The following is a 20850-nucleotide window of genomic DNA, read 5'->3' on the forward strand; positions in this document are numbered from 1 at the left end:
TGTTAGACAATAAGAAGCAAAGGAATACCCGAATCCTTGAGGGTCTGTAGCTCAGGTGGTTAGAGCGCACCCCTGATAAGGGTGAGGTCGGTGGTTCAAGTCCACTCAGACCCACCACTCAAGTGATGAGGAAGAAGAAATGATTGGGGATATAGCTCAGCTGGGAGAGCGCCTGCCTTGCACGCAGGAGGTCAGCGGTTCGATCCCGCTTATCTCCACCAAATCATTTAATGAGATGTAAATCATTAGTAAGTTCTTTTAGATTGTCTTAAGTAAGTATACTTAAGATAGATTTTAGTCAGAGAATTTACTAATGATAGTACACAAAATCAGTATTATCCTATTTGCTCTTTAACAATGTAAAAACAAGCTGAAAACTGAAGAGACTTTCAAGCCGGTGATAAAGGATAAAGTTTATCACTGAATTGAAGAAGTCTGAGTAGAAGAAGACTTACTTGAACAAAAGCAAGTAAGCGATTCTCAACGAATGACGATAGCTTTAAGGAAAAAAATCCTTGAGGTTGTATAGTTAAGTGAGAAAGCGTACAGGGCGGATGCCTTGGCAATCAGAGGCGAAGAAGGACGTGCTAATCTGCGAAAAGCGTGGGTGAGTTGATAAGAAGCGTTTAACCCACGATGTCCGAATGGGGAAACCCGATAGGTGAAGAACCTATCATTGTTTACTGAATAAACTAGGTAAACAAGGCGAACCGGGAGAACTGAAACATCTAAGTACCCCGAGGAAAAGAAATCAACCGAGATTCTGTGAGTAGCGGCGAGCGAAAGCGGAGTAGCCAGTAAGTGATAGCAAGTGATTTAGGAGAATTGACTGGGAAGTCAAGCGAAACAGGGTGATAGCCCCGTATCTGAAAAATTGCGTGTGGTACTAAGCTTACGAGAAGTAGGGCGGGACACGAGGAATCCTGTTTGAAGATGGGGGGACCATCCTCCAAGGCTAAATACTCCTGATTGACCGATAGTGAACCAGTACTGTGAAGGAAAGGCGAAAAGAACCCCGGTGAGGGGAGTGAAATAGAACCTGAAACCCTGTACGTACAAGCAGTGGGAGCCCCATCACTCAAGCCTATTGAGTGATGGACGTTTAGTAAAAAAATACCGCACTGAAAGGTTAATTTTTACGAAGTAAAAATTTAACCCCCAAAAATAGCAGTGGGATTGAGTGATGGGGTGACTGCGTACCTTTTGTATAATGGGTCAGCGACTTATATTTTGTAGCGAGGTTAACTGAATAAGGGAGCCGAAGGGAAACCGAGTCTTAACTGGGCGGCTAGTTGCAAGGTATAGACCCGAAACCCGGTGATCTAGCCATGGGCAGGTTGAAGGTTGGGTAACACTAACTGGAGGACCGAACCGACTAATGTTGAAAAATTAGCGGATGACCTGTGGCTGGGGGTGAAAGGCCAATCAAACCGGGAGATAGCTGGTTCTCCCCGAAATCTATTTAGGTAGAGCCTTGTGTGAATACCTTTGGGGGTAGAGCACTGTTTCGGCTAGGGGCCCATCCCGGGTTACCAAACCGATGCAAACTCCGAATACCAAAGAGTAATGCACAGGAGACACACGGCGGGTGCTAACGTCCGTCGTGGAGAGGGAAACAACCCAGACCGCCAGCTAAGGTCCCAAAATCTATATTAAGTGGGAAACGAAGTGGGAAGGCTTAGACAGCTAGGATGTTGGCTTAGAAGCAGCCACCATTTAAAGAAAGCGTAATAGCTCACTAGTCGAGTCGGCCTGCGCGGAAGATGTAACGGGGCTAAAATATAGTACCGAAGCTGCGGCATCAATCGAAAGATTGTTGGGTAGGGGAGCGTTGTGTAAGCGGAAGAAGGTGAATCGAGAGGTTTGCTGGACGTATCACAAGTGCGAATGCTGACATAAGTAACGATAAAACGGGTGAAAAACCCGTTCGCCGGAAGACCAAGGGTTCCTGTCCAACGTTAATCGGGGCAGGGTGAGTCGGCCCCTAAGGCGAGGCTGAAAAGCGTAGTCGATGGGAAACGGGTTAATATTCCCGTACTTGGTAAAGCTGCGATGTGGGGACGGAGAAGGTTAGGTTAGCGTACTGTTGGAGATGTACGTTTAAGTTGGTAGGTGGGTAGACTAGGCAAATCCGGTCTACTGTGAACACAGAGAGATGATGACGAGGCTCTAAGGAGCTGAAGTAACTGATACCACACTTCCAGGAAAAGCCACTAAGCTTCAGGCTTTACTAAACCGTACTGAAAACCGACACAGGTGGTCAGGTAGAGAATACTCAGGCGCTTGAGAGAACTCGGGTGAAGGAACTAGGCAAAATAGCACCGTAACTTCGGGAGAAGGTGCGCTGGCGTAGTGTGAAGTTCTTTGCGAATGGAGCATGAACCAGTCGAAGATACCAGCTGGCTACAACTGTTTATTAAAAACACAGCACTCTGCAAACACGAAAGTGGACGTATAGGGTGTGATGCCTGCCCGGTGCTGGAAGGTTAATTGATGGTGTAATCGAAAGAGAAGCGCCTGATCGAAGCCCCAGTAAACGGCGGCCGTAACTATAACGGTCCTAAGGTAGCGAAATTCCTTGTCGGGTAAGTTCCGACCTGCACGAATGGCATAATGATGGCCAGGCTGTCTCCACCCGAGACTCAGTGAAATTGAAATCGCCGTGAAGATGCGGTGTACCCGCGGCTAGACGGAAAGACCCCGTGAACCTTTACTATAGCTTGACACTGAACCTTGAATTTTGATGTGTAGGATAGGTGGGAGACTATGAAGCGGTAACGCCAGTTATCGTGGAGTCGTTGTTGAAATACCACCCTTTAACGTTTGATGTTCTAACGAAGCGCCTGAAACGGGTGTTCGGACAGTGTCTGGTGGGTAGTTTGACTGGGGCGGTCTCCTCCCAAAGCGTAACGGAGGAGCACGAAGGTTTGCTAATGACGGTCGGACATCGTCAGGTTAGTGCAATGGTATAAGCAAGCTTAACTGCGAGACAGACAAGTCGAGCAGGTGCGAAAGCAGGTCATAGTGATCCGGTGGTTCTGAATGGAAGGGCCATCGCTCAACGGATAAAAGGTACTCCGGGGATAACAGGCTGATACCGCCCAAGAGTTCATATCGACGGCGGTGTTTGGCACCTCGATGTCGGCTCATCACATCCTGGGGCTGAAGTAGGTCCCAAGGGTATGGCTGTTCGCCATTTAAAGTGGTACGCGAGCTGGGTTTAGAACGTCGTGAGACAGTTCGGTCCCTATCTGCCGTGGGCGTTGGAGAATTGAGAGGGGCTGCTCCTAGTACGAGAGGACCGGAGTGGACGCATCACTGGTGTACCAGTTGTCTCGCCAGAGGCACTGCTGGGTAGCTAAATGCGGAAGAGATAAGTGCTGAAAGCATCTAAGCACGAAACTTGCCTTAAGATGAGTTCTCCCCGACTTTAAGTTGGTAAGGGTTGTTTGAGACTAAGACGTAGATAGGCTGGGTGTGTAAGCGATGTGAGTCGTTGAGCTAACCAGTACTAATTGCCCGAGAGGCTTAACTATACAACGCTCAAGGGTTTTGGCTTGTTTTTGATTGAGAGAGTAGAGATTTTAGAGCGGAAGGCTTTGAAGTCTGTAGATAAGAGAGATAAGCTTTAGATAAGCGAAAGAATTATCTTGGCGGCGTTAGTGCAGTGGACCCACCTAAATCCATGCCGAACTTAGAAGTGAAACGCTGTAACGCTGATGGTAGTGTGGGAGCTTCCCATGTGAGAGTAGGGCACCGCCAGGTTTTGAATGAAAGAAGAACGTCATTGAGGGAACTCAGTGGCGTTTTTTGTATTTGGAGGGAATAAAAGCAGATAGACATCACTGAGAATGAATAGGCTAGATTAGACCATAATCCAGAGATATATAGTAAAACCCATGAAATACGCTACAATAGCCACCTTGCATAGCCACTTACTGACATGCCTGAGGCACAAGATCTCAAGAATTGGCAGAGGCATTTCAGATCAGTACCAATACCATTTAACGATGGAAGAAAAAATCTGAACGGAAGAAGTAACCTTATAAGCTTGATAACACACTTCTTAAAACCGATGTTGAGGCTTATCCTGACGATTATGGCACAATGGGCAAACAGCGTTTAGGCTGTAGTCAAAACGTCATTTGTGTTGCTTTAAAAAGACTAGGGGTAATACGTAAAAAAGACGTTAGCTCATCCTCAATCAGATGCTGAGAAACGTGCCTCTTTCCTGAATAAACTTAGGGGCTGTCCTAGATAACGACTAAAAACTCTATTTAGGTTAAAATGACCAAATGAGAAAAAGTCGCTTAAGTCAGCATAAACAAAATAAACTCATTGAGCTGTTTGTCGCAGGTGTTACTGCAAGAACAGCAGCTGAGCGAGTAAATGTAAACAAAACGACGGCAGCGTATTACTTTCATCGCTTGCGATTACTTATCTATCAAAACAGCTCCCATTTGGAAATGTTCGATGGCGAAATTGAAGCCGATGAAAGCTATTTCGGTGGCATTCGCAAAGGCAAGCGAGGGCGAGGTGCAGCAAGTAAAACGGCTGTATTTGGGCTTTTAAAGCGCAATGGTAAGGTTTACACCGTCGCGATGCCAAATACCCAATCTGCGACATTGTTGCCAATCATTCGCGAGCAAGTAAAGCCTGATAGTATTGTTTACACTGATTTCTACCGAAGTTATGATGTACTTGACGTAAGTGAATTTAACCATTTTCGCGTCAATCACAGTACACACTTTGCAGAAAAACAAAATCACATTAACGGAATTGAGAATTTCTGGAATCAAGCGAAACGCCATTTACGCAAGTTTAACGGTATTCCTAAAGCTCATTTTGAACTTTATTTGAAGGAATGCGAATGGCGTTTTAATAACAGTAACTTAAAATCTCAAATTTCTATTTTAAAACAATTAGTTAAAGGGAATTTAGCCTAGTTATCTAGGACAGCCCCTAAACTTAAATCATTTGAAAAAAGTAAAAGAAAAGTCATTTATTTAGGTAAGAATTGATAAGAATAGGAGATGATCTGCCCCTCTAGTTGGGTCTCCAGTTTTTGAGGGGCAGATCAAAGTGCGGTCAATTTTTTCTTAGTTTTTGTTATTGCGTAGCTTGAATTGCTGTTAATGCGATAGTGTACACAATATCATCGACTAATGCACCGCGAGAAAGGTCGTTTACCGGTTTACGCATACCTTGTAGCATCGGACCAATAGAAACGAGATCTGCAGAGCGTTGTACCGCTTTATAGGTGGTGTTACCAGTATTTAGATCAGGGAATACGAATACTGTCGCTTTACCTGCAACTGGTGAGTTTGGTGCTTTAGAACGCGCTACATCTTCCATAATTGCCGCATCATATTGTAATGGACCATCAATAATAAGATCAGGGCGTTTTTCTTGAGCAAGACGTGTTGCTTCTTTCACTTTTTCTACATCAGCACCACTACCAGATGTGCCTGTAGAGTAGGAGATCATTGCCACTTTCGGATCTATACCAAAGGCTTTCGCTGAATCGGCGGATTGAATTGCAATTTCGGCAAGCTGTTCTGCGGTTGGATCTGGGTTTACTGCACAGTCACCATAAACAAGCACTTGATCTGGTAATAGCATAAAGAAGATGGAAGAAACAATAGAATTACCCGGTGCGGTTTTGATAATTTGCATTGGTGGACGAATGGTATTTGCTGTGGTGTGTACTGCACCTGAAACCAGACCATCTACTTCATTTGCTTCTAACATCATGGTACCAAGTACGACGGTGTCTTCTAGCTGTTCACGTGCGAGCGCTTCAGTCATTCCTTTGTTTTTACGCAATTCGACTAAACGTGCTACATAGTTTTCACGTACGCTCGCAGGATCAATGATTGTGATACCTTTGCCCAATTGTACACCTTGGGCTTCTGCAACACGCTGAACGTCAGCTGGGTTAGCTAAAAGTACACATTCTGCAATACCACGTTCTGCACAAAGAGCAGCCGCTTTGATTGTGCGTGGTTCGTCCCCTTCAGGCAAGACAATACGTTTTTTCGCTTGACGTGCTAATTCGGTTAATTGGAAACGGAAAGCCGGTGGCGATAAACGACGTTGGCGAGAAGATTCGGCCACAATTGAATTGACAAATTCAGTATCAAATTGTTGGCTTGTGTATTGTTTAATGCTTTCAATACGTTCTTTATCATCCACAGGTACTTCAAGGTTGAAACTTTGTAATGCAAGGGCGGTTTGCCAAGTATTGCCTTCAATACGGAAAATTGGCAATCCTGTGCTTTCAAAAACAGGTTGGCAAAGTTTTTTAATTTGGCTATCTAGTTTGTATCCACCAGTTAAAAGCAAGCCACCTAATTCAATACCGCTGCTTGCAGCAAGGGCGGCGGCAACTAGCACATCAGGGCGATCAGCTGAAGTGACTAACAAGCTACCATTACGGAAGTGTTCAACCATATTAGGTAAGCTTCTTGCGCAGAAAGTAATGCTACGAATACGGCGAGTCTGGATTTCCCCTTCATTGATAATGGCTGCGCCTAAATGTTTTACCAAATCAATGACACGGGTGGCAATAAGTTCTGCATTCCAAGGAATACAAGCGAGTATTTTGATTGGGCTTTTTTCAAATAAGTTATATACTTCAGCCACGTTGCTATGGCTATGTTGATAAGCATCAAAAATTTCACTTAAATCAGGGCGAGTACGACCAGATTCATCAATTGGTGCATTAAATTTGTTAATGACGACACCCAATAAGTTTTTGTTATTTTTACCCCCAAATTGTGAAGCAGCGGCTTCTACACGCTCTTTAAGCTGAGCTGGCGTTTCTGTTGAAGGGGCAGCCACAAGAATGATTTCTGCATCTAAGGCTTGGGCAATTTCATAGTTAATGCTGTTTGCATAGCTATGTTTACGTGTTGGAATCAAGCCTTCAACAATGATAATTTCATTGTTTTTAGCTAATTGTTGATGATTTTCAACAATTTTTTCTAATAAAACATCAGATTGATTTTGACCAATCAAGCTTTCCGCTACGCTCAGCATAAACGGCTCAGCAGTTTCAATAGAGGTGCTAGTACGAACGATAGAGGTGCTGCGATCGAGTTTATCTTCGCCAGTATTTGGTTGTGAAATTGGTTTCATAAAACCAATTTTTGCGCCTTTTTCTTCAAGTGAACGAATTAAACCAAGGCTAACACTGGTTAAACCAACGCCAGCACTCACCGGAATAAGAATAATTGTGCGAGACATAATAAACCTTTAGGTTAAATAATGAAAAAGAAACTGCCGAATGATTCGGCAGTCTGTTTATAACGTTAGATACAAAGTTTTGCAGTATCTTGTGCAATAACAAGTTCTTCGTTTGTTGGAATCACCATTGCAACAGGCGTGTTGTCTGCGGTGATCACACCTTCGTTACCAAAACGAGCAGCAAGGTTTTTAGCGTTATCTAGTTTATAACCGAAGAGTGTTAAATGCGCTAAGGTTTTTTCACGAACAAGTCCTGAGTTTTCACCAATACCACCAGTAAACACGATAGCATCTAAACGCTCACCGATCACAGCCATATATGAACCGATATATTTTGCTAAACGGTAACAGAATACATCTAATGCACGTTTTGCTGCGGCTTCTGCATCATAGTTGTCTTCGGCATAACGACAGTCGCTGGTGACTTCTGTTAAACCTAATAAGCCCGATTTTTTGGTTAATAGAGTGTTGATTTCTTCAACGCTCATACCTAGATTGTCGTGTAGGTAGAAAATGATTGCGGGATCTAAATCACCAGAACGCGTCCCCATCACTAAGCCTTCTAATGGGGTTAAGCCCATTGACGTATCAATACATTTACCGTGACGAACGGCAGCCACAGAGGCACCGTTACCTAAGTGACAAGTGATCACATTAACTTGATCCGCTGGCACATTTAAACGCTCCGCGGCTTGCTGGCTTACATAGTAATGGCTTGTACCGTGCGCCCCATAGCGGCGAACACCGTGCTCTTTATATAAAGAATAAGGAATAGCATAAAGATAAGCTTCTTCAGGCATTGTTGTATGGAACGCTGTATCAAAAACCGCCACGTTTTTATCTTTTAAGTGCGGGAACATTTTGAACGCTTCTTCAATACCAATTAAGTGAGCTGGGTTGTGTAATGGTGCAAATTGAATCGCGTCTTTAATACCTTGAATCACTTCATCATTGATAACAACAGAAGAAGTGAATTTCTCACCACCGTGAACAATACGATGGCCAATTGCCACAATCTCATCTTTTAACGATGGATCGAGTGGGAAAATATTGTTCACAATAAATGCAAGCGCTTCACTGTGTGCCGCACCAGCACCTAATTCGGCATTGCCTTTTTCACCGTGTAATTTCCACTTAATACGTGCATCAGGTAAATGGAATGCTTCTGCTAAACCAGATAATTTTTCTTCACCCGTTACCGGATCTAAAATTGAAAATTTAAGTGATGAACTACCGCAGTTAAGTACGAGAACTAATTTTTGAGACATAAGTAACCTATCTTTAATTAAGTTAAAAGGAATCCGTCTAAAATAGCCTAAACGGAGCGACATATAAAAGTCGTTAGATCTTGTATAGGATACACTGTTCACTCAATAAAATAAATTCTCAAGGCAGAAAAAATACGATATTTATCAAAAAAATGATTAAAAATTAAAATTTTTTTATAAAAAATAAACCCAAGAAAAAGGAAAAGAATGGGCTATAATGCCCAAATTGATTACCGTTCAGCATAACAAGGAAAACAATGAAATTTTTCACCGCACTTCAACAAGGACAACAATATCTCGACACTTGGCCGTTAATGCCTAAATTGGGAATGATTTTCCCCGAAAATCGCGTAATTAAAGCCACTCAGTTTTCACAAAAGTTGATGCCATTTTTGGCAGTGTTTGCATTGGTATGGCAACAAATGTATGCCAAAGGGGATATGGTGGCACTGGCGGCAACAATATTAACGGCACTTTTTTCTTTGTGTTTACCTTTGCAAGGGCTTTATTGGCTCGGCAAGCGTGCGAAAACACCATTGCCTCAACAAAGTGCGGTGCAATTTTTGCAAATTTGTCAGCAGTTAGAAAAAGTCGGAAGTGGTGTCACGATGCCAGAGAAACCAACTTATCAAGATCTCGCGTTCGTACTAAAAAAGGCGGCACAAAAATTGCCCGCAGACGTTTGGCAATCCTTATAATGCTCTTAATATGTGCTTTGTTGATCCCGCTAAAAGCGAGTGATATAGTACAGCACTTTTTAACCTTTAGGATAAAAAACTGCAAATAATGCTACGCAAACGTTTTCGTTTTTTGCTAGAATAGCGCGGTCATAAATATCCTATCTATTGTAGAGATTATTTTCGTGAACAATTATTTAGATTTTATTATTATCGGAATTATTGCTTTTTCTATTATTGTCAGCCTTTTGCGTGGTTTCGTGCGTGAGGTGATGTCCCTTGCAAGCTGGGTCGTCGCTTTTTTGGTCGCAAATCATTTTTATCCTTATGTTGCCAACTTTTTAACTCAAATTGAATCAGGCTATATTCGTAATGGCGTAGCCATTGCCATTTTATTTATTGCCACTTTAATCATTGGGGCAATTGTGAATTATTTAATTAGCCAACTGGTAGATAAAACCGGGTTGTCTGGCACAGATCGTGTATTAGGTGGCTGTTTTGGCTTATTACGTGGGGTATTGATTGTTGCGGCACTCTTATTCTTTGTCGATACCTTTACTAACTTTAGTCAAAGTGATGTGTGGAAAGAATCAAAATTAATCCCGCACTTTGGCTTTATTGTGGAATGGTTCTTCCAAAAAATTCAGGAAAATTCCAGTTTATTAAACTCAACATTAACTCAATAGGGGATAACACGAATGTGTGGTATTGTCGGTATAGTGGGGACAAGCCCTGTCAATGAAGCAATTTATAATGCCTTAACGGTTCTTCAACACCGAGGGCAAGATGCGGCAGGAATTGTCACTATTGATGATGAAAATCGCTTCCGTTTACGTAAGGCAAATGGGCTGGTAAGTGATGTTTTCCAGCAAGTACATATGCTACGTTTGCAAGGCAATGCTGGCATTGGGCACGTTCGTTATCCGACTGCGGGCAGTTCCAGTGTTTCTGAGGCGCAGCCTTTTTATGTAAACTCACCTTATGGCTTAAGCCTTGTTCATAACGGTAATTTAACGAACTCTGAACAACTGAAAAAGACCTTATACGAACGCGCTCGCCGCCACGTGAATACCAATTCAGATTCAGAAATTTTGCTTAATATCCTAGCCTATCATCTTGATCATATTTATACCCAACACCTTTCGCCCGAAGATATTTTTCACGCAATTAAAGCAACACATAATGATATTCGTGGTGCTTATGCTTGTGTAGCAATGATTATCGGACACGGAATGGTTGCGTTTCGTGATCCGAATGGGATTCGTCCTTTAGTGCTAGGAAAACGTGAAGAAAATGGCAAAACAGAATACATTTTTGCCTCAGAAAGTACCGCACTTGATGTGGTTGGTTTTGAATTTGTACGTGATATTCAGCCGGGAGAAGCGGTTTATATCACCTTTGACGGCAAATTTTATGCACAGCAATGTGCGGATAATCCAAAACTGACGCCGTGTATTTTTGAATATGTCTATTTTGCCCGTCCAGATTCCAATATTGATGGAGTTTCTGTTTATGCAGCGCGTGTACATATGGGGAAATATCTGGGCGAAAAAATTGCTCGTGAATGGAAAGCGTTAGACATTGACGTGGTGATCCCCGTACCAGAAACGTCAAATGATATTGCCTTACAAATAGCCCATATTTTGAATAAGCCTTATCGTCAGGGCTTTGTAAAAAATCGCTATGTAGGACGCACTTTTATTATGCCCGGTCAAACTCAGCGAGTGAGTGCAGTACGGCGTAAACTCAATACCATTTCTTCTGAATTCAAAGGCAAGAACGTGCTATTAGTAGATGATTCGATTGTACGTGGTACAACATCAGAGCAAATTGTTGATATGGCGCGTGCTGCAGGAGCGAAAAAAATCTACTTCGCCTCAGCCGCACCAGAAATTCGTTATCCTAATGTGTACGGCATTGATATGCCAACGAAACACGAACTCATTGCTTATCAACGAGAAGTGGACGAAATTGCGGCACTGATTGGCGTGGATAAATTGATTTTCCAAGATCTTGATGCACTAACCCAATCTGTCCAACAAGAAAATCCAGCAATTAAAGATTTCGATTGTTCTGTGTTCACAGGGCATTATGTAACAGGCGACATTACACCAGAATATCTTGATCATATTGCCGATTTACGTAATGATAGTGCCAAGAAAAAGCGTGAGAAAGACGCCACTAATCTTGAAATGCACAACGAGAGCTAATGACCAAACAACGTTTAATTATTGCCATAACGGGCGCTTCAGGAGCGATTTATGCCATACGTTTATTGGAAGTATTGAAAAACGTCCCTGATCTTGAAACCCATTTAATTATCAGCAATGCCGCTAAGCAAACCCTAAGCGCAGAAACGGATTACAGCGTTCAACAAGTGCGTGCCTTGGCGGATAAAACTTATGATATTCGCGATATTGGCGCCGCCATTTCTTCGGGATCTTACCGCACATTGGGGATGGTTATTCTGCCTTGTTCAATTAAAACCTTGTCAGGTATTGCACATAGTTACACCGATGATCTTATCACCCGTGCGGCAGATGTTTGCTTAAAAGAACGCAAGCCGTTGTTTCTTTGCGTGCGAGAAACGCCGTTACATTTAGGCCATTTACGCTTAATGACCCAAGCAGCAGAAATTGGGGCAACCATAATGCCTTTAATGCCAGCCTTTTATCATCGCCCTGAAAGTATTGATGATATTATCAATCAGAGTATCAATCGTCTTTGCGATCAATTTGGTATTACGCTTGAGCAAGATTTATTTCAGCGTTGGGGAGAATAAGCGTAATAGGACGATTTTCTCTCTTGAGCATCCCATTGAAAATCTTTTAGCCCTATTGAATAATATAGGGCCTTTTACTATGGTTATTTCTGCTTAAAGCAAAGGCTTGCGCTAAAAAAACTGAGAACAAGGTTTTAATTAAATATGTGGCAATAAAGGCGTTTGTGATATTTTAACGCAATATCAGGGCTGCATATATCGTATAGCAAATATGATTTTGTATAATGTGAAACTCGGCTGCCGATAACATAGGGTAATACTAAGAAGTTTATAGCAATGAATATGATAAATGATGAAGAAAAAGCATTATTTCGTGATGCAATACGTGGGGTAAAACCATTAACACAAAATGAAATCGTGCCAATGTATAGACAAACGAAACAGAAACAGGCACAGCGGGAACAACGCGAAACAGAAGATACATTATTCTTTTTCTCTGATGATTATGAGCCTTTATTAAATGAAGAGGGCGCAGTGAAGTATTTGCGAGAAGGGGAAGATAGTTATCTGCTGAAACAATTACGTCGTGGTGATTTTTCACCTGAATTATTTTTAGATTTGCACGGTTTAACGCGAGAAAAAGCAAAATTGGAACTCGCGGCGCTAATTCAAGCCTGTGAAAAAGAGCATATCTATTGTGCAAGTATTATGACAGGCTATGGCACTTATACGTTGAAACGCCAAATCCCTCGTTGGCTTGTGCAGCACCCGCGAGTTCGCGCGTTACACCAAGCGCCGAAAGAATGGGGTGGGGAAGCCGCAATTTTAATTTTGCTTGATGTATAGTGTTCTTCTCGCAAGCACGCTATGCGTTAAGATAGCCTCTAAGATTATCCATTTGTTTTTCAGCTTCATTCAGTCCTAATTCATACATCGCTTGAATTTTTTGTGGATCTTTTTCGATACGCTTAATTTTCAGATCTTGTGGTGGGCGAATGACGAAAATTTTTCCCGCCTTCTCTAACTTAATAATATTTTCAATTTGTTGATTATACGCTTCAGCACGTTGGATAAGTTTTTCAGCCAAGCGGGGATAGTGACGGTAGAACCCATTAATCAGCCATTTTGTTGAAGGTTTTTTGCGATAATCTAAAGTGCGGGTCAAAATGACGATGATTTTGTCGTAGCCCAACCTTTGACAAAAATCCAAAGGAATACTATCAGCAATGCCCCCATCTAAATATTTTTTGCCATTTATTTCAACATATTGTGAAACAAAGGGCATTGCGGAGGTGGCGCGTAAGGTTTCCATTTGAGCAAAAGGATCGGTGATTTTTACATATTCTGCTTGCCCTGTTTCAATATTGGTTAGCGTGGCGTAGAAATCAGTATTCGCTTGCTTGAATGCGTCATTATCAAAGGGATCAAGCGTAAACGGCAGTTGATAAAAGGCAAAATCCTTGTTCACAATATTGCCTGTGGTCACTAAGCTAGTTAAGCCGAGATAGCGTTTGTCATTTAAATATTTTAGGTTATAGCGAATGACACGCCCTGCTTGCTTAGAAGGATAATTCACGCCAAATAATGCGCCTGCTGATACGCTCACTATGCCGTCAATATGTACATTTTCGTTAAGAAACACATCAAGCACGCCAGCAGTGAACATTCCACGCATTGCACCGCCTTCTAACACTAATCCCACTTTCATTCGTTTTTCCTTTTAAAATACAACGGCAAGATGATAACACTTGGCGAGGGTTCATCAAGCAATAAATTTACTTTATAATGCCAGCCCATTCGATGAAATTAGGATATAAAAATGAAAATTGCCCTAGGTATTGAATATAACGGCAAGAATTATTTTGGTTGGCAACGGCAAGAGCGTGTAACAAGCGTGCAAGCCTGTTTAGAAAAAGCCATTTCTTTTGTGGCGAATGAAGAATGTCAAATTTTCTGTGCGGGAAGGACGGATTCAGGTGTTCACGCAACGGGGCAAGTGGTGCATTTTGAAACCAATGCCATTCGTGCAGAAAGTGCGTGGAGCTTTGGGGTGAATGCCAATTTGCCTGATGATATTGCGGTCTCTTGGGCAAAACCGGTCGATGATGATTTTCACGCACGTTTTAGTGCCACTGCGCGTCGTTATCGCTATGTGATTTATAACAATAAACTGCGTTCCGCAATTTTACCAGAAGGCGTAACGCATTATCATCAACCTTTGGATCACCGATTAATGCACCAAGCTGGGCAAGCATTATTAGGTGAAAATGATTTTTCTTCTTTCCGTGCCGCACAATGCCAATCGCATACGCCGTGGCGAAATGTGCATCATTTAAATGTGGTCAGACAAGGAAAATACATTATTGTGGATATTCAGGCGAATGCCTTTGTGCATCATATGGTACGAAATATCGTAGGAAGTCTAATGGAAGTCGGGGCAGGGCGTCAGCCTGTGGAATGGATAGGTTGGTTGCTGGCGCAGAAAGATCGCAAACTGGCAGCGCCCACTGCAAAACCTGAAGGGCTTTATTTAGTGCAAGTTCATTATCCCGAATCATTTGCTATTCCTCAAAATGCGCTTGGACCACTTTATTTGTCGGATCAGTTATAATGTTTAAAAGCTAGAATATTATAATAAATTATGGTCTAATAAGCGGAATTTTTTGTTAATAGAAAGGGTTAAAATGAGCTGGATTGATCGAATTTTTAGTAAGAATACGGCGTCAAATACGCGCAAGGCGAATGTACCAGAAGGCGTTTGGACAAAATGTACTTCTTGCGAACAAGTATTATATCGCGATGAATTAACGCGTAATTTAGAAGTTTGTCCAAAATGTGGACACCATATGCGTATTGATGCGCGTACCCGTTTATTAGCGTTGTTAGATAAAGAAAGTGCGGTGGAAATTGCAGCCGATCTTGAACCAAAAGATATTTTAAAATTCAAAGACTTAAAAAAATATAAAGATCGCTTAACCGCAGCACAAAAAGAAACAGGTGAAAAAGATGCACTCATTGCTATGGCGGGGACATTATATGGGATGCCTGTGGTTACTGCCGCGTCTAACTTTAGCTTTATGGGTGGCTCAATGGGGGCTGTGGTTGGGGCAAAATTTGTACAAGCAGCGGAAAAAGCCATTGAGGATAATTGTCCTTTTGTGTGTTTTTCCGCCAGTGGTGGTGCGCGTATGCAAGAGGCCTTGATTTCCCTTATGCAAATGGCTAAAACCAGTGCCGTATTAGCAAGAATGCGTGAAAAGGGCGTGCCGTTTATTTCTGTACTAACAGATCCAACGCTAGGCGGTGTCTCAGCAAGTTTTGCAATGCTTGGCGATATTAATATTGCTGAACCAAAAGCCTTAATTGGCTTTGCAGGCCCGCGTGTGATTGAGCAGACTGTGCGTGAAAAACTGCCAGAAGGTTTTCAACGCAGTGAGTTTTTATTAGAAAAAGGGGCAATCGATATGATCGTAAAACGCGGCGATATGCGTGAAACCCTTGCGAGTTTGTTGGGGAAACTTTCTAATAAGCCTTCTCCTTTTGTGCAAGCTGAATTAGTAGAAAACCTTCCTGAGAATGAATAATTTTAAGTTATCTTTAACAGCCACTTCGCCTTTGTCGCAGTGGCTTTCTTATTTAGAACAAAGCCATTTTAAAGCCATTGATTTAGGTCTTGAACGCATTAAATCCGTTGCACAACAACTTGATTTGCTTAATCCTGCCCCCTTTGTGATCACCGTTGGTGGGACAAATGGCAAAGGCACAACTTGTCGCCTGTTAGAGCAGATTTTGCTGAATGCAGGGTATCGCGTCGGGGTGTATTCTTCACCGCATTTAATTCGCTACAACGAGCGTGTTCGCATTCAAAATCAGGAATTACCTGATGAGCAACATAGTGCCTCTTTTGCTTTTATTGAGCAGAATAAAACGCAATCTTTAACTTATTTTGAATACAGCACCTTATCGGCGTTATATTTATTTAAACAAGCTAAGCTAGATGTCGTTATTTTAGAGGTTGGGCTAGGCGGTCGATTAGATGCGACCAATATTGTAGATAGCGATATTGCGGTGATTACCAGTATTGATATTGATCACACTGATTTTCTTGGCAACACCCGTGAGCAAATTGCGTTTGAAAAAGCAGGGATTTTTCGTGCCAATAAACCTGCCATTATTGGTGAGCCTAATGTGCCAAACACAATGTTAGAACAAGCACAAAAGCAACATTGCCAGTTAAGCCGTCGTGGGGTAGATTGGACGTTTAGCCAAACCGCGCAAAGCTGGCAATGGCAACGTGAACACTGTCATAATCAAGCAAGTGAAAACAAAAAAGTGCGGTTGGAAAATCTGCCTTTTCCGCACATTCCTCTTGCTAATGCCGCGACGGCTTTAGCGGTGTTACCTTATTTGCCGTTTCACATTGCAGAACAGCATATTCGTGAAGCGTTACAAAATGTGCAACTTGCGGGACGTTTTCAGCCTTTAGAGAGTAAACAACGGCAAGGCTTGGCTAAGCTGTTACATTGTAACGAAAAAACATTGCCACAGGTGATCGTTGATGTCGGGCATAATCCGCACGCAGCAAAATATTTAGCGGAAAAACTCACCGCACTTAAAAAACCGACACAACGTATTCTTGCCGTTTGTGGTATTTTGAAAGACAAAGATGCGCAAGGTGTTTTTTCCCCACTGCTTGATATTATAGATGAATGGCATTGCGTGAGTTTATCCGTTGCACGAGGACAGCGCAGCGATGAGTTACTGGCACAATTGAACCAGCTTGCTTTATCGCAAGGAAAAAAAATCAACGCGTCTGCAGAAATATCAATGACACAGGCATTACAAAGTGCGGTGCAAAATTCGCAAGAAAATGATGTCCTGCTCGTGTTTGGCTCATTTTATACCGTAGGGCAGTTATTAGAATTACTCGCATAAAAAAATGCCCGATGGAGGGCATTTTTTATGGTAAGCGATAAAGGTTGGTAAGCTGTTATGCTAACGATGCGACCATTACCGCTTTAATGGTGTGCATACGGTTTTCTGCTTGATCAAAGGCGATGTTCATTGGTGATTCAAACACCTCTTCCGTGACTTCAATACCGTTTGCTAAGTGCGGGTATTTTTCGGCGATTTTTTTGCCTACTTCGGTTTCGCAATTATGAAAAGCTGGCAGGCAGTGCATAAATTTCACTTTAGGGTTACCACTGCGTTGCATTAGGGCTGGGGTAACTTGATAAGGCAAGAGTAACTCAATGCGTTCACCCCAGCTTTCAAGTGGTTCACCCATTGATACCCAGACATCAGTATGAACGAAATCAACCCCTTTCACGGCAAGATCAATCTCTTCTGTAATGGTGATTTTTGCCCCTGTTTGCTGTGCGAATTCTTGGCACATTGCCACGAATTCTGCTTCTGGTTGCAAGGCTTTTGGGGCGCAAATGCGCACGTCCATTCCTAATTTTGCCCCAATTAATAATAAGGAATTGCCCATATTGTTACGTGCATCACCGATATACACATAGCGAATTTCAGACAATGGCTTATCACAATGTTCCATCATTGTAAGTACGTCCGCCAGCATTTGGGTTGGGTGAAATTCATCGGTTAGCCCATTAAACACAGGCACGCCAGCATATTCTGCCAGTTCATTCACAACGGCTTGTTTAAAACCACGGTATTCAATGGCATCATACATTCGCCCCAATACACGCGCGGTGTCTTTCATACTTTCCTTATGTCCAATTTGCGAAGAATTGGGATCAATATAGGTTACATTTGCACCTTGATCATAAGCCGCCACTTCAAAGGCACAGCGTGTGCGGGTAGAGGTTTTTTCAAAAATTAAGGCAATGTTTTTGCCTTTTAATTTAGGCTGCTCTGTGCCTGCGTATTTCGCCTGTTTTAAGTCTTTGGCAAGTTGCAGTAAAAATTGAATTTCTTGTGGGGTGTGGTGTACAAGGCTCAGTAAATGACGGTTTTTTAAGTTAAAGGGCATAATTTTTCCTCTTATGTTGTGTTTGCGAATTTTGTTGGTATATTACTGATTTCTTTTAAGCGAATAAAGGTAAATTATGTTAGATCACGCATTATTAAGTTTAACGCACGAACAGCAGCAAGAAGCGGTGGAAAAAATTCAGGCATTAATGGAACAAGGCATAAGCAGTGGTGAGGCAATTACGATTGTCGCCAAAGCACTACGCGAACAGCATCAACAAAACGCAGAAAACCATTCCTGTTAAGGAATAATTTCATACCTAAATAAAAATTTTTGGAGTAATTTTTTATTTGCTGAACTGTGTAAGCAACACATATATAAAGAAATTTTGTGATCTCTGTTTGATTTTAGAAGATTGGTTCTTGCGAAAAAGAGAAATTTATTTGAATATTTACTCGAAAAATTAGGGAATAAGGCGAGTGCTTTATTGGTTTTCAAAATTCTATCAGAGATAGAAAATCCATTTAGAGGTGAAATGTTTATTATGGAAGTTGGTGTTGTTAAATGGTTCAATAACGCAAAAGGGTTTGGATTTATTTCAGCAGAAGGGAATGATGCAGATATTTTTGCGCATTATTCTGTGATTGAAATGGAGGGTTATCGTTCTTTAAAAGCGGGGCAAAAAGTCAATTTTGAAGCGGTACACGGTGATAAAGGCTCGCACGCAACCAAAATCGTCCCAGTTGTAGAATAGATAAAGTAAGTTCATATCCTTTAAGAAAAAGGCAAAGTTTAGCACTTTGCCTTTTTTCTTTTCTATTTTAATGTGCTTGTGCGTATTTTCTATTATGAAAAATCACATAAATATGCGGCAAGATTTGGCTTATCATATTGAGCTGTTGAATTGGAATGCCCACTTCAGATTGGCTCAGTTTTTCTCCTTGTTGCTCATTTAGTTGCTGTAAGGATTGGCGAATATTTTCTTGTAACTTGTCAAACACAGGCTGAGATAAGGATTCAATATGCTCTAATGCGTAGATCAGTTTTTTCGCAATAGGATAATATTCTGCCATAAAATCAATATTTTGCTGAATTTGCTTAATATGTTTGCGGTAAGCACCAAGAGCAGAAATATAGCTTAATAAGGAATAGTTGAGCTTTAACATTTCAAACCCTTCTTGTAAGTGATCTTTGTATTTTTCTGGATCACTGTTCATATTAGACATCGTCGCACTAAGCGCGGTGGCATATTCGTGCGCTTTTCGGCGTGCAATGCGATATTGCAAGTTATCACATTTACCAAATTGAAGTTGGCTGATGATATACAACAAATATTTGCCATCACTTTGAATGGCTTTGTGAATCACTTGGCTAAGTTGTAGATACTTCCAATCAGGCCATAAATAGGAAACCGCAATCCAAGCAATAAAAGCGCCTGCTAAGGTATCAATTAAGCGAGAATAAAGGGCAGAGTGAATATCAAAGCCAATAATATTAAAGCTAATAAGTACCTGTAAGGTAATGAAGAACGTGGAAAAGCTGTAATTATTACTGCGGAAAAAGAAAAATAACGTACTGGTTGCTACCACCAAGCCCATCTGTAAGGCTAAGGTCGGGTGGGCATAAGGTAATAATGACCCAATAATTACCCCGAGAATAGTCCCAATAATGCGTTGTTTTAGGCGTAATTTCGTGGCGGCATAATTCGGTTGGCAAACAAAGACAGCCGTGAGCAAAATCCAGTAACCGCGTGAAAGCTGTAAAAATTCTACGATGGTACAGCATACAAAAACCACAATAGACAATCTGACTGCGTGGCGGAAAAGCTGTGAATCAAAACTTAAATGGCTACGAATGGTGAGCCAAATATTTTTTAGCCCTGTTACATCACTATCATCGTGAATTTTCACCCAGCGGTGATGTGCTTCAGAAGATTCAGGGGCTTGCCCTAAATGGCGTAGCTGCCAGTCCACCCCTTGTAAATTATTAATTAGGGTTTTGATCGCGGTGTTTTGCGTATCATCTTGATGCTGCTGCGCATAATGCTCAAAAGATTGATTTACGCCGGCTATTGCACGTTCTAAACGAGGGTTATAGCGATAATGGCTATTTTGTTGCAGGCTTTGTGCAAAATCACGGCACGCTTGAGCTTGCAACTCTAAAAGGCGTTGAATACGAAAGATTAAATCCGTATTTTTAAGCTGCTGCGCTAAGATTTGATAATTAAAATAGCTAGAATTAGCGCGTTCGTGAATATCTTGTGCCGCAAAATAATAATTGATCATCTGTGTCGTACGCGTGTGGCGATATTGCCCGCGAATACGGTAAAACAGCGCAGTACGGCAAGCATTAAAGGCATTAATCAGTTGGCTATTTTTCATCGCAAGGGTAATTTGCTTGCTTTCGAGTTGATCAATATCATCGGGATCAAAAAACAAGGATTTTGCTTCTAAATATTCAGCTAATGCTAAAAAAGATTTTGCCACCGCATCTTGCACTGGGCGGTTAGGAAAAAAAAGATAAACGATAATCGCGGTAATGCTATATAGCAATGTACCTAATAAAATTAATAAGGAATTGAGATACCACAGGGTTTCAGGTTGATAGGTGAGGGTGGTGTAAAGGGCAACCACCAGCGTACCAAAAGAAATTGTATTGTAACGTTGTCCCACCGCACCGATCATCGTAAAAATAAAGGTGATGACCGTCATCAACAGAGTAAATGCCACCCCATTACCCAGTGTGAGCTGAACGCTCAATGTAGATACCGAAAAGGCAAGTAGGGTATAGAAAATATTTTTCAGCCGCCCAGTTAAACGATTGTCTAAATCTGCTAAACCGCCAGCAATAATGCCTAGCACCAAAGGCATACTTTGCTGTGAAATATCAAATAACCAAACGGAAAAAGCAGCAATGTTTACTGCAATAAAAACAGGAATGGTTGCGATAACTTTGGCATTTAGCCAGTTATTGATTGTCATTTTTATACCTTAAATTGCA

16 protein-coding genes, 2 tRNA genes, 2 rRNA genes and 1 pseudogene are annotated in these 20850 nt (G+C 41.8%); 16 read left to right on the top strand and 5 right to left on the bottom strand.

Translation table 11 applies throughout. From position 1 onward, the window contains the following. Positions 1 to 40: 40 nt before the first annotated feature. The 6 genes and pseudogenes from L5B83_RS07485 to L5B83_RS07505 all read left to right on the top strand — a co-directional run bounded on the left by L5B83_RS07485 (position 41) and on the right by L5B83_RS07505 (position 4946). Positions 41 to 117: transfer RNA gene (locus L5B83_RS07485), tRNA-Ile, on the top strand. Between the two features lie 28 nt (positions 118 to 145). Further along, positions 146 to 221: transfer RNA gene (locus L5B83_RS07490), tRNA-Ala, on the top strand. Between the two features lie 306 nt (positions 222 to 527). Beyond that, positions 528 to 3536, top strand: a 23S ribosomal RNA gene (locus tag L5B83_RS07495). 113 nt (positions 3537 to 3649) lie between these two features. After that, positions 3650 to 3765: ribosomal RNA gene (gene rrf, locus L5B83_RS07500) — 5S ribosomal RNA — on the top strand. Between the two features lie 294 nt (positions 3766 to 4059). Next, positions 4060 to 4215, top strand: a pseudogene (locus L5B83_RS12465) (hypothetical protein); the annotation flags it as partial. An 80-nt stretch (positions 4216 to 4295) separates the two neighbouring features. Then, positions 4296 to 4946 (top strand): IS1595 family transposase, encoded by a 651-nt coding sequence (locus tag L5B83_RS07505; protein ID WP_265778038.1) that lies wholly within the window; start codon positions 4296 to 4298, stop codon positions 4944 to 4946. A 163-nt stretch (positions 4947 to 5109) separates the two neighbouring features. Here L5B83_RS07505 and pta read toward each other — a convergent pair whose 3' ends face one another. Both pta and L5B83_RS07515 read right to left on the bottom strand, forming a co-directional pair. Continuing rightward, positions 5110 to 7248, bottom strand: coding sequence for a phosphate acetyltransferase (gene pta, locus L5B83_RS07510; RefSeq protein WP_250350297.1), 2139 nt, complete (start codon positions 7246 to 7248; stop codon positions 5110 to 5112). A 65-nt stretch (positions 7249 to 7313) separates the two neighbouring features. Beyond that, positions 7314 to 8516 carry an acetate kinase gene (locus L5B83_RS07515; protein ID WP_250350296.1) on the bottom strand — a complete coding sequence of 401 codons (1203 nt, stop codon included), beginning with the start codon at positions 8514 to 8516 and terminating at the stop codon, positions 7314 to 7316. A 257-nt stretch (positions 8517 to 8773) separates the two neighbouring features. On the opposite strand from L5B83_RS07515, the gene yfbV reads away from it, so the two are divergent. The 5 genes from yfbV (at position 8774) to smrB (ending at position 12761) form a co-directional block, all read left to right on the top strand. Beyond that, positions 8774 to 9214: a terminus macrodomain insulation protein YfbV gene (yfbV, locus tag L5B83_RS07520; RefSeq protein ID WP_265778039.1), complete on the top strand. Its 441-nt coding sequence runs from the start codon at positions 8774 to 8776 to the stop codon at positions 9212 to 9214. A 164-nt stretch (positions 9215 to 9378) separates the two neighbouring features. Beyond that, positions 9379 to 9879, top strand: coding sequence for a CvpA family protein (locus L5B83_RS07525; RefSeq protein ID WP_250350294.1), 501 nt, complete (start codon positions 9379 to 9381; stop codon positions 9877 to 9879). Positions 9880 to 9891: 12 nt separating this feature from the next. Then, positions 9892 to 11403 (top strand): amidophosphoribosyltransferase, encoded by a 1512-nt coding sequence (gene purF, locus L5B83_RS07530; RefSeq protein ID WP_265778040.1) that lies wholly within the window; start codon positions 9892 to 9894, stop codon positions 11401 to 11403. Next, positions 11403 to 11975 carry a UbiX family flavin prenyltransferase gene (locus L5B83_RS07535; protein WP_265778041.1) on the top strand — a complete coding sequence of 191 codons (573 nt, stop codon included), beginning with the start codon at positions 11403 to 11405 and terminating at the stop codon, positions 11973 to 11975. The genes purF and L5B83_RS07535 overlap by 1 nt, the downstream gene beginning before the upstream one ends. Before the next feature lie 282 nt (positions 11976 to 12257). Continuing rightward, positions 12258 to 12761 (top strand): endonuclease SmrB, encoded by a 504-nt coding sequence (gene smrB / locus L5B83_RS07540; protein WP_265778397.1) that lies wholly within the window; start codon positions 12258 to 12260, stop codon positions 12759 to 12761. A 19-nt stretch (positions 12762 to 12780) separates the two neighbouring features. Here smrB and L5B83_RS07545 read toward each other — a convergent pair whose 3' ends face one another. Beyond that, positions 12781 to 13623 (bottom strand): patatin-like phospholipase family protein, encoded by an 843-nt coding sequence (locus tag L5B83_RS07545; protein WP_265778042.1) that lies wholly within the window; start codon positions 13621 to 13623, stop codon positions 12781 to 12783. A 111-nt stretch (positions 13624 to 13734) separates the two neighbouring features. Between L5B83_RS07545 and truA the strand changes: the two genes are divergently transcribed. The 3 genes from truA (at position 13735) to folC (ending at position 16850) form a co-directional block, all read left to right on the top strand. Then, complete coding sequence (gene truA, locus L5B83_RS07550; protein ID WP_265778043.1) at positions 13735 to 14526, top strand: tRNA pseudouridine(38-40) synthase TruA; 792 nt, start codon at positions 13735 to 13737, stop codon at positions 14524 to 14526. 73 nt (positions 14527 to 14599) lie between these two features. Next, positions 14600 to 15499 carry an acetyl-CoA carboxylase, carboxyltransferase subunit beta gene (gene accD / locus L5B83_RS07555; RefSeq protein ID WP_250364514.1) on the top strand — a complete coding sequence of 300 codons (900 nt, stop codon included), beginning with the start codon at positions 14600 to 14602 and terminating at the stop codon, positions 15497 to 15499. Continuing rightward, complete coding sequence (gene folC, locus L5B83_RS07560) at positions 15492 to 16850, top strand: bifunctional tetrahydrofolate synthase/dihydrofolate synthase (protein WP_265778044.1); 1359 nt, start codon at positions 15492 to 15494, stop codon at positions 16848 to 16850. Before accD ends, folC begins: the two co-directional genes overlap by 8 nt. Before the next feature lie 55 nt (positions 16851 to 16905). Here folC and L5B83_RS07565 read toward each other — a convergent pair whose 3' ends face one another. Continuing rightward, positions 16906 to 17910, bottom strand: coding sequence for an ornithine carbamoyltransferase (locus L5B83_RS07565; RefSeq protein WP_265778045.1), 1005 nt, complete (start codon positions 17908 to 17910; stop codon positions 16906 to 16908). 76 nt (positions 17911 to 17986) lie between these two features. On the opposite strand from L5B83_RS07565, the gene L5B83_RS07570 reads away from it, so the two are divergent. Both L5B83_RS07570 and cspD read left to right on the top strand, forming a co-directional pair. Continuing rightward, a complete protein-coding gene (locus L5B83_RS07570; RefSeq protein WP_250362976.1) occupies positions 17987 to 18154 on the top strand; it encodes a YoaH family protein in 168 nt (55 codons plus the stop codon). A 240-nt stretch (positions 18155 to 18394) separates the two neighbouring features. Further along, positions 18395 to 18604, top strand: coding sequence for a cold shock domain-containing protein CspD (cspD, locus tag L5B83_RS07575; RefSeq protein WP_103852945.1), 210 nt, complete (start codon positions 18395 to 18397; stop codon positions 18602 to 18604). Positions 18605 to 18671: 67 nt separating this feature from the next. On the opposite strand, the gene yccS is transcribed toward cspD, so the two are convergent. Beyond that, positions 18672 to 20825, bottom strand: coding sequence for a YccS family putative transporter (gene yccS, locus L5B83_RS07580; RefSeq protein ID WP_265778398.1), 2154 nt, complete (start codon positions 20823 to 20825; stop codon positions 18672 to 18674). Between the last annotated feature and the right edge of the window lie 25 nt (positions 20826 to 20850).

Source organism: Avibacterium sp. 21-599, assembly GCF_026226765.1.
Lineage (GTDB): Bacteria > Pseudomonadota > Gammaproteobacteria > Enterobacterales > Pasteurellaceae > Avibacterium.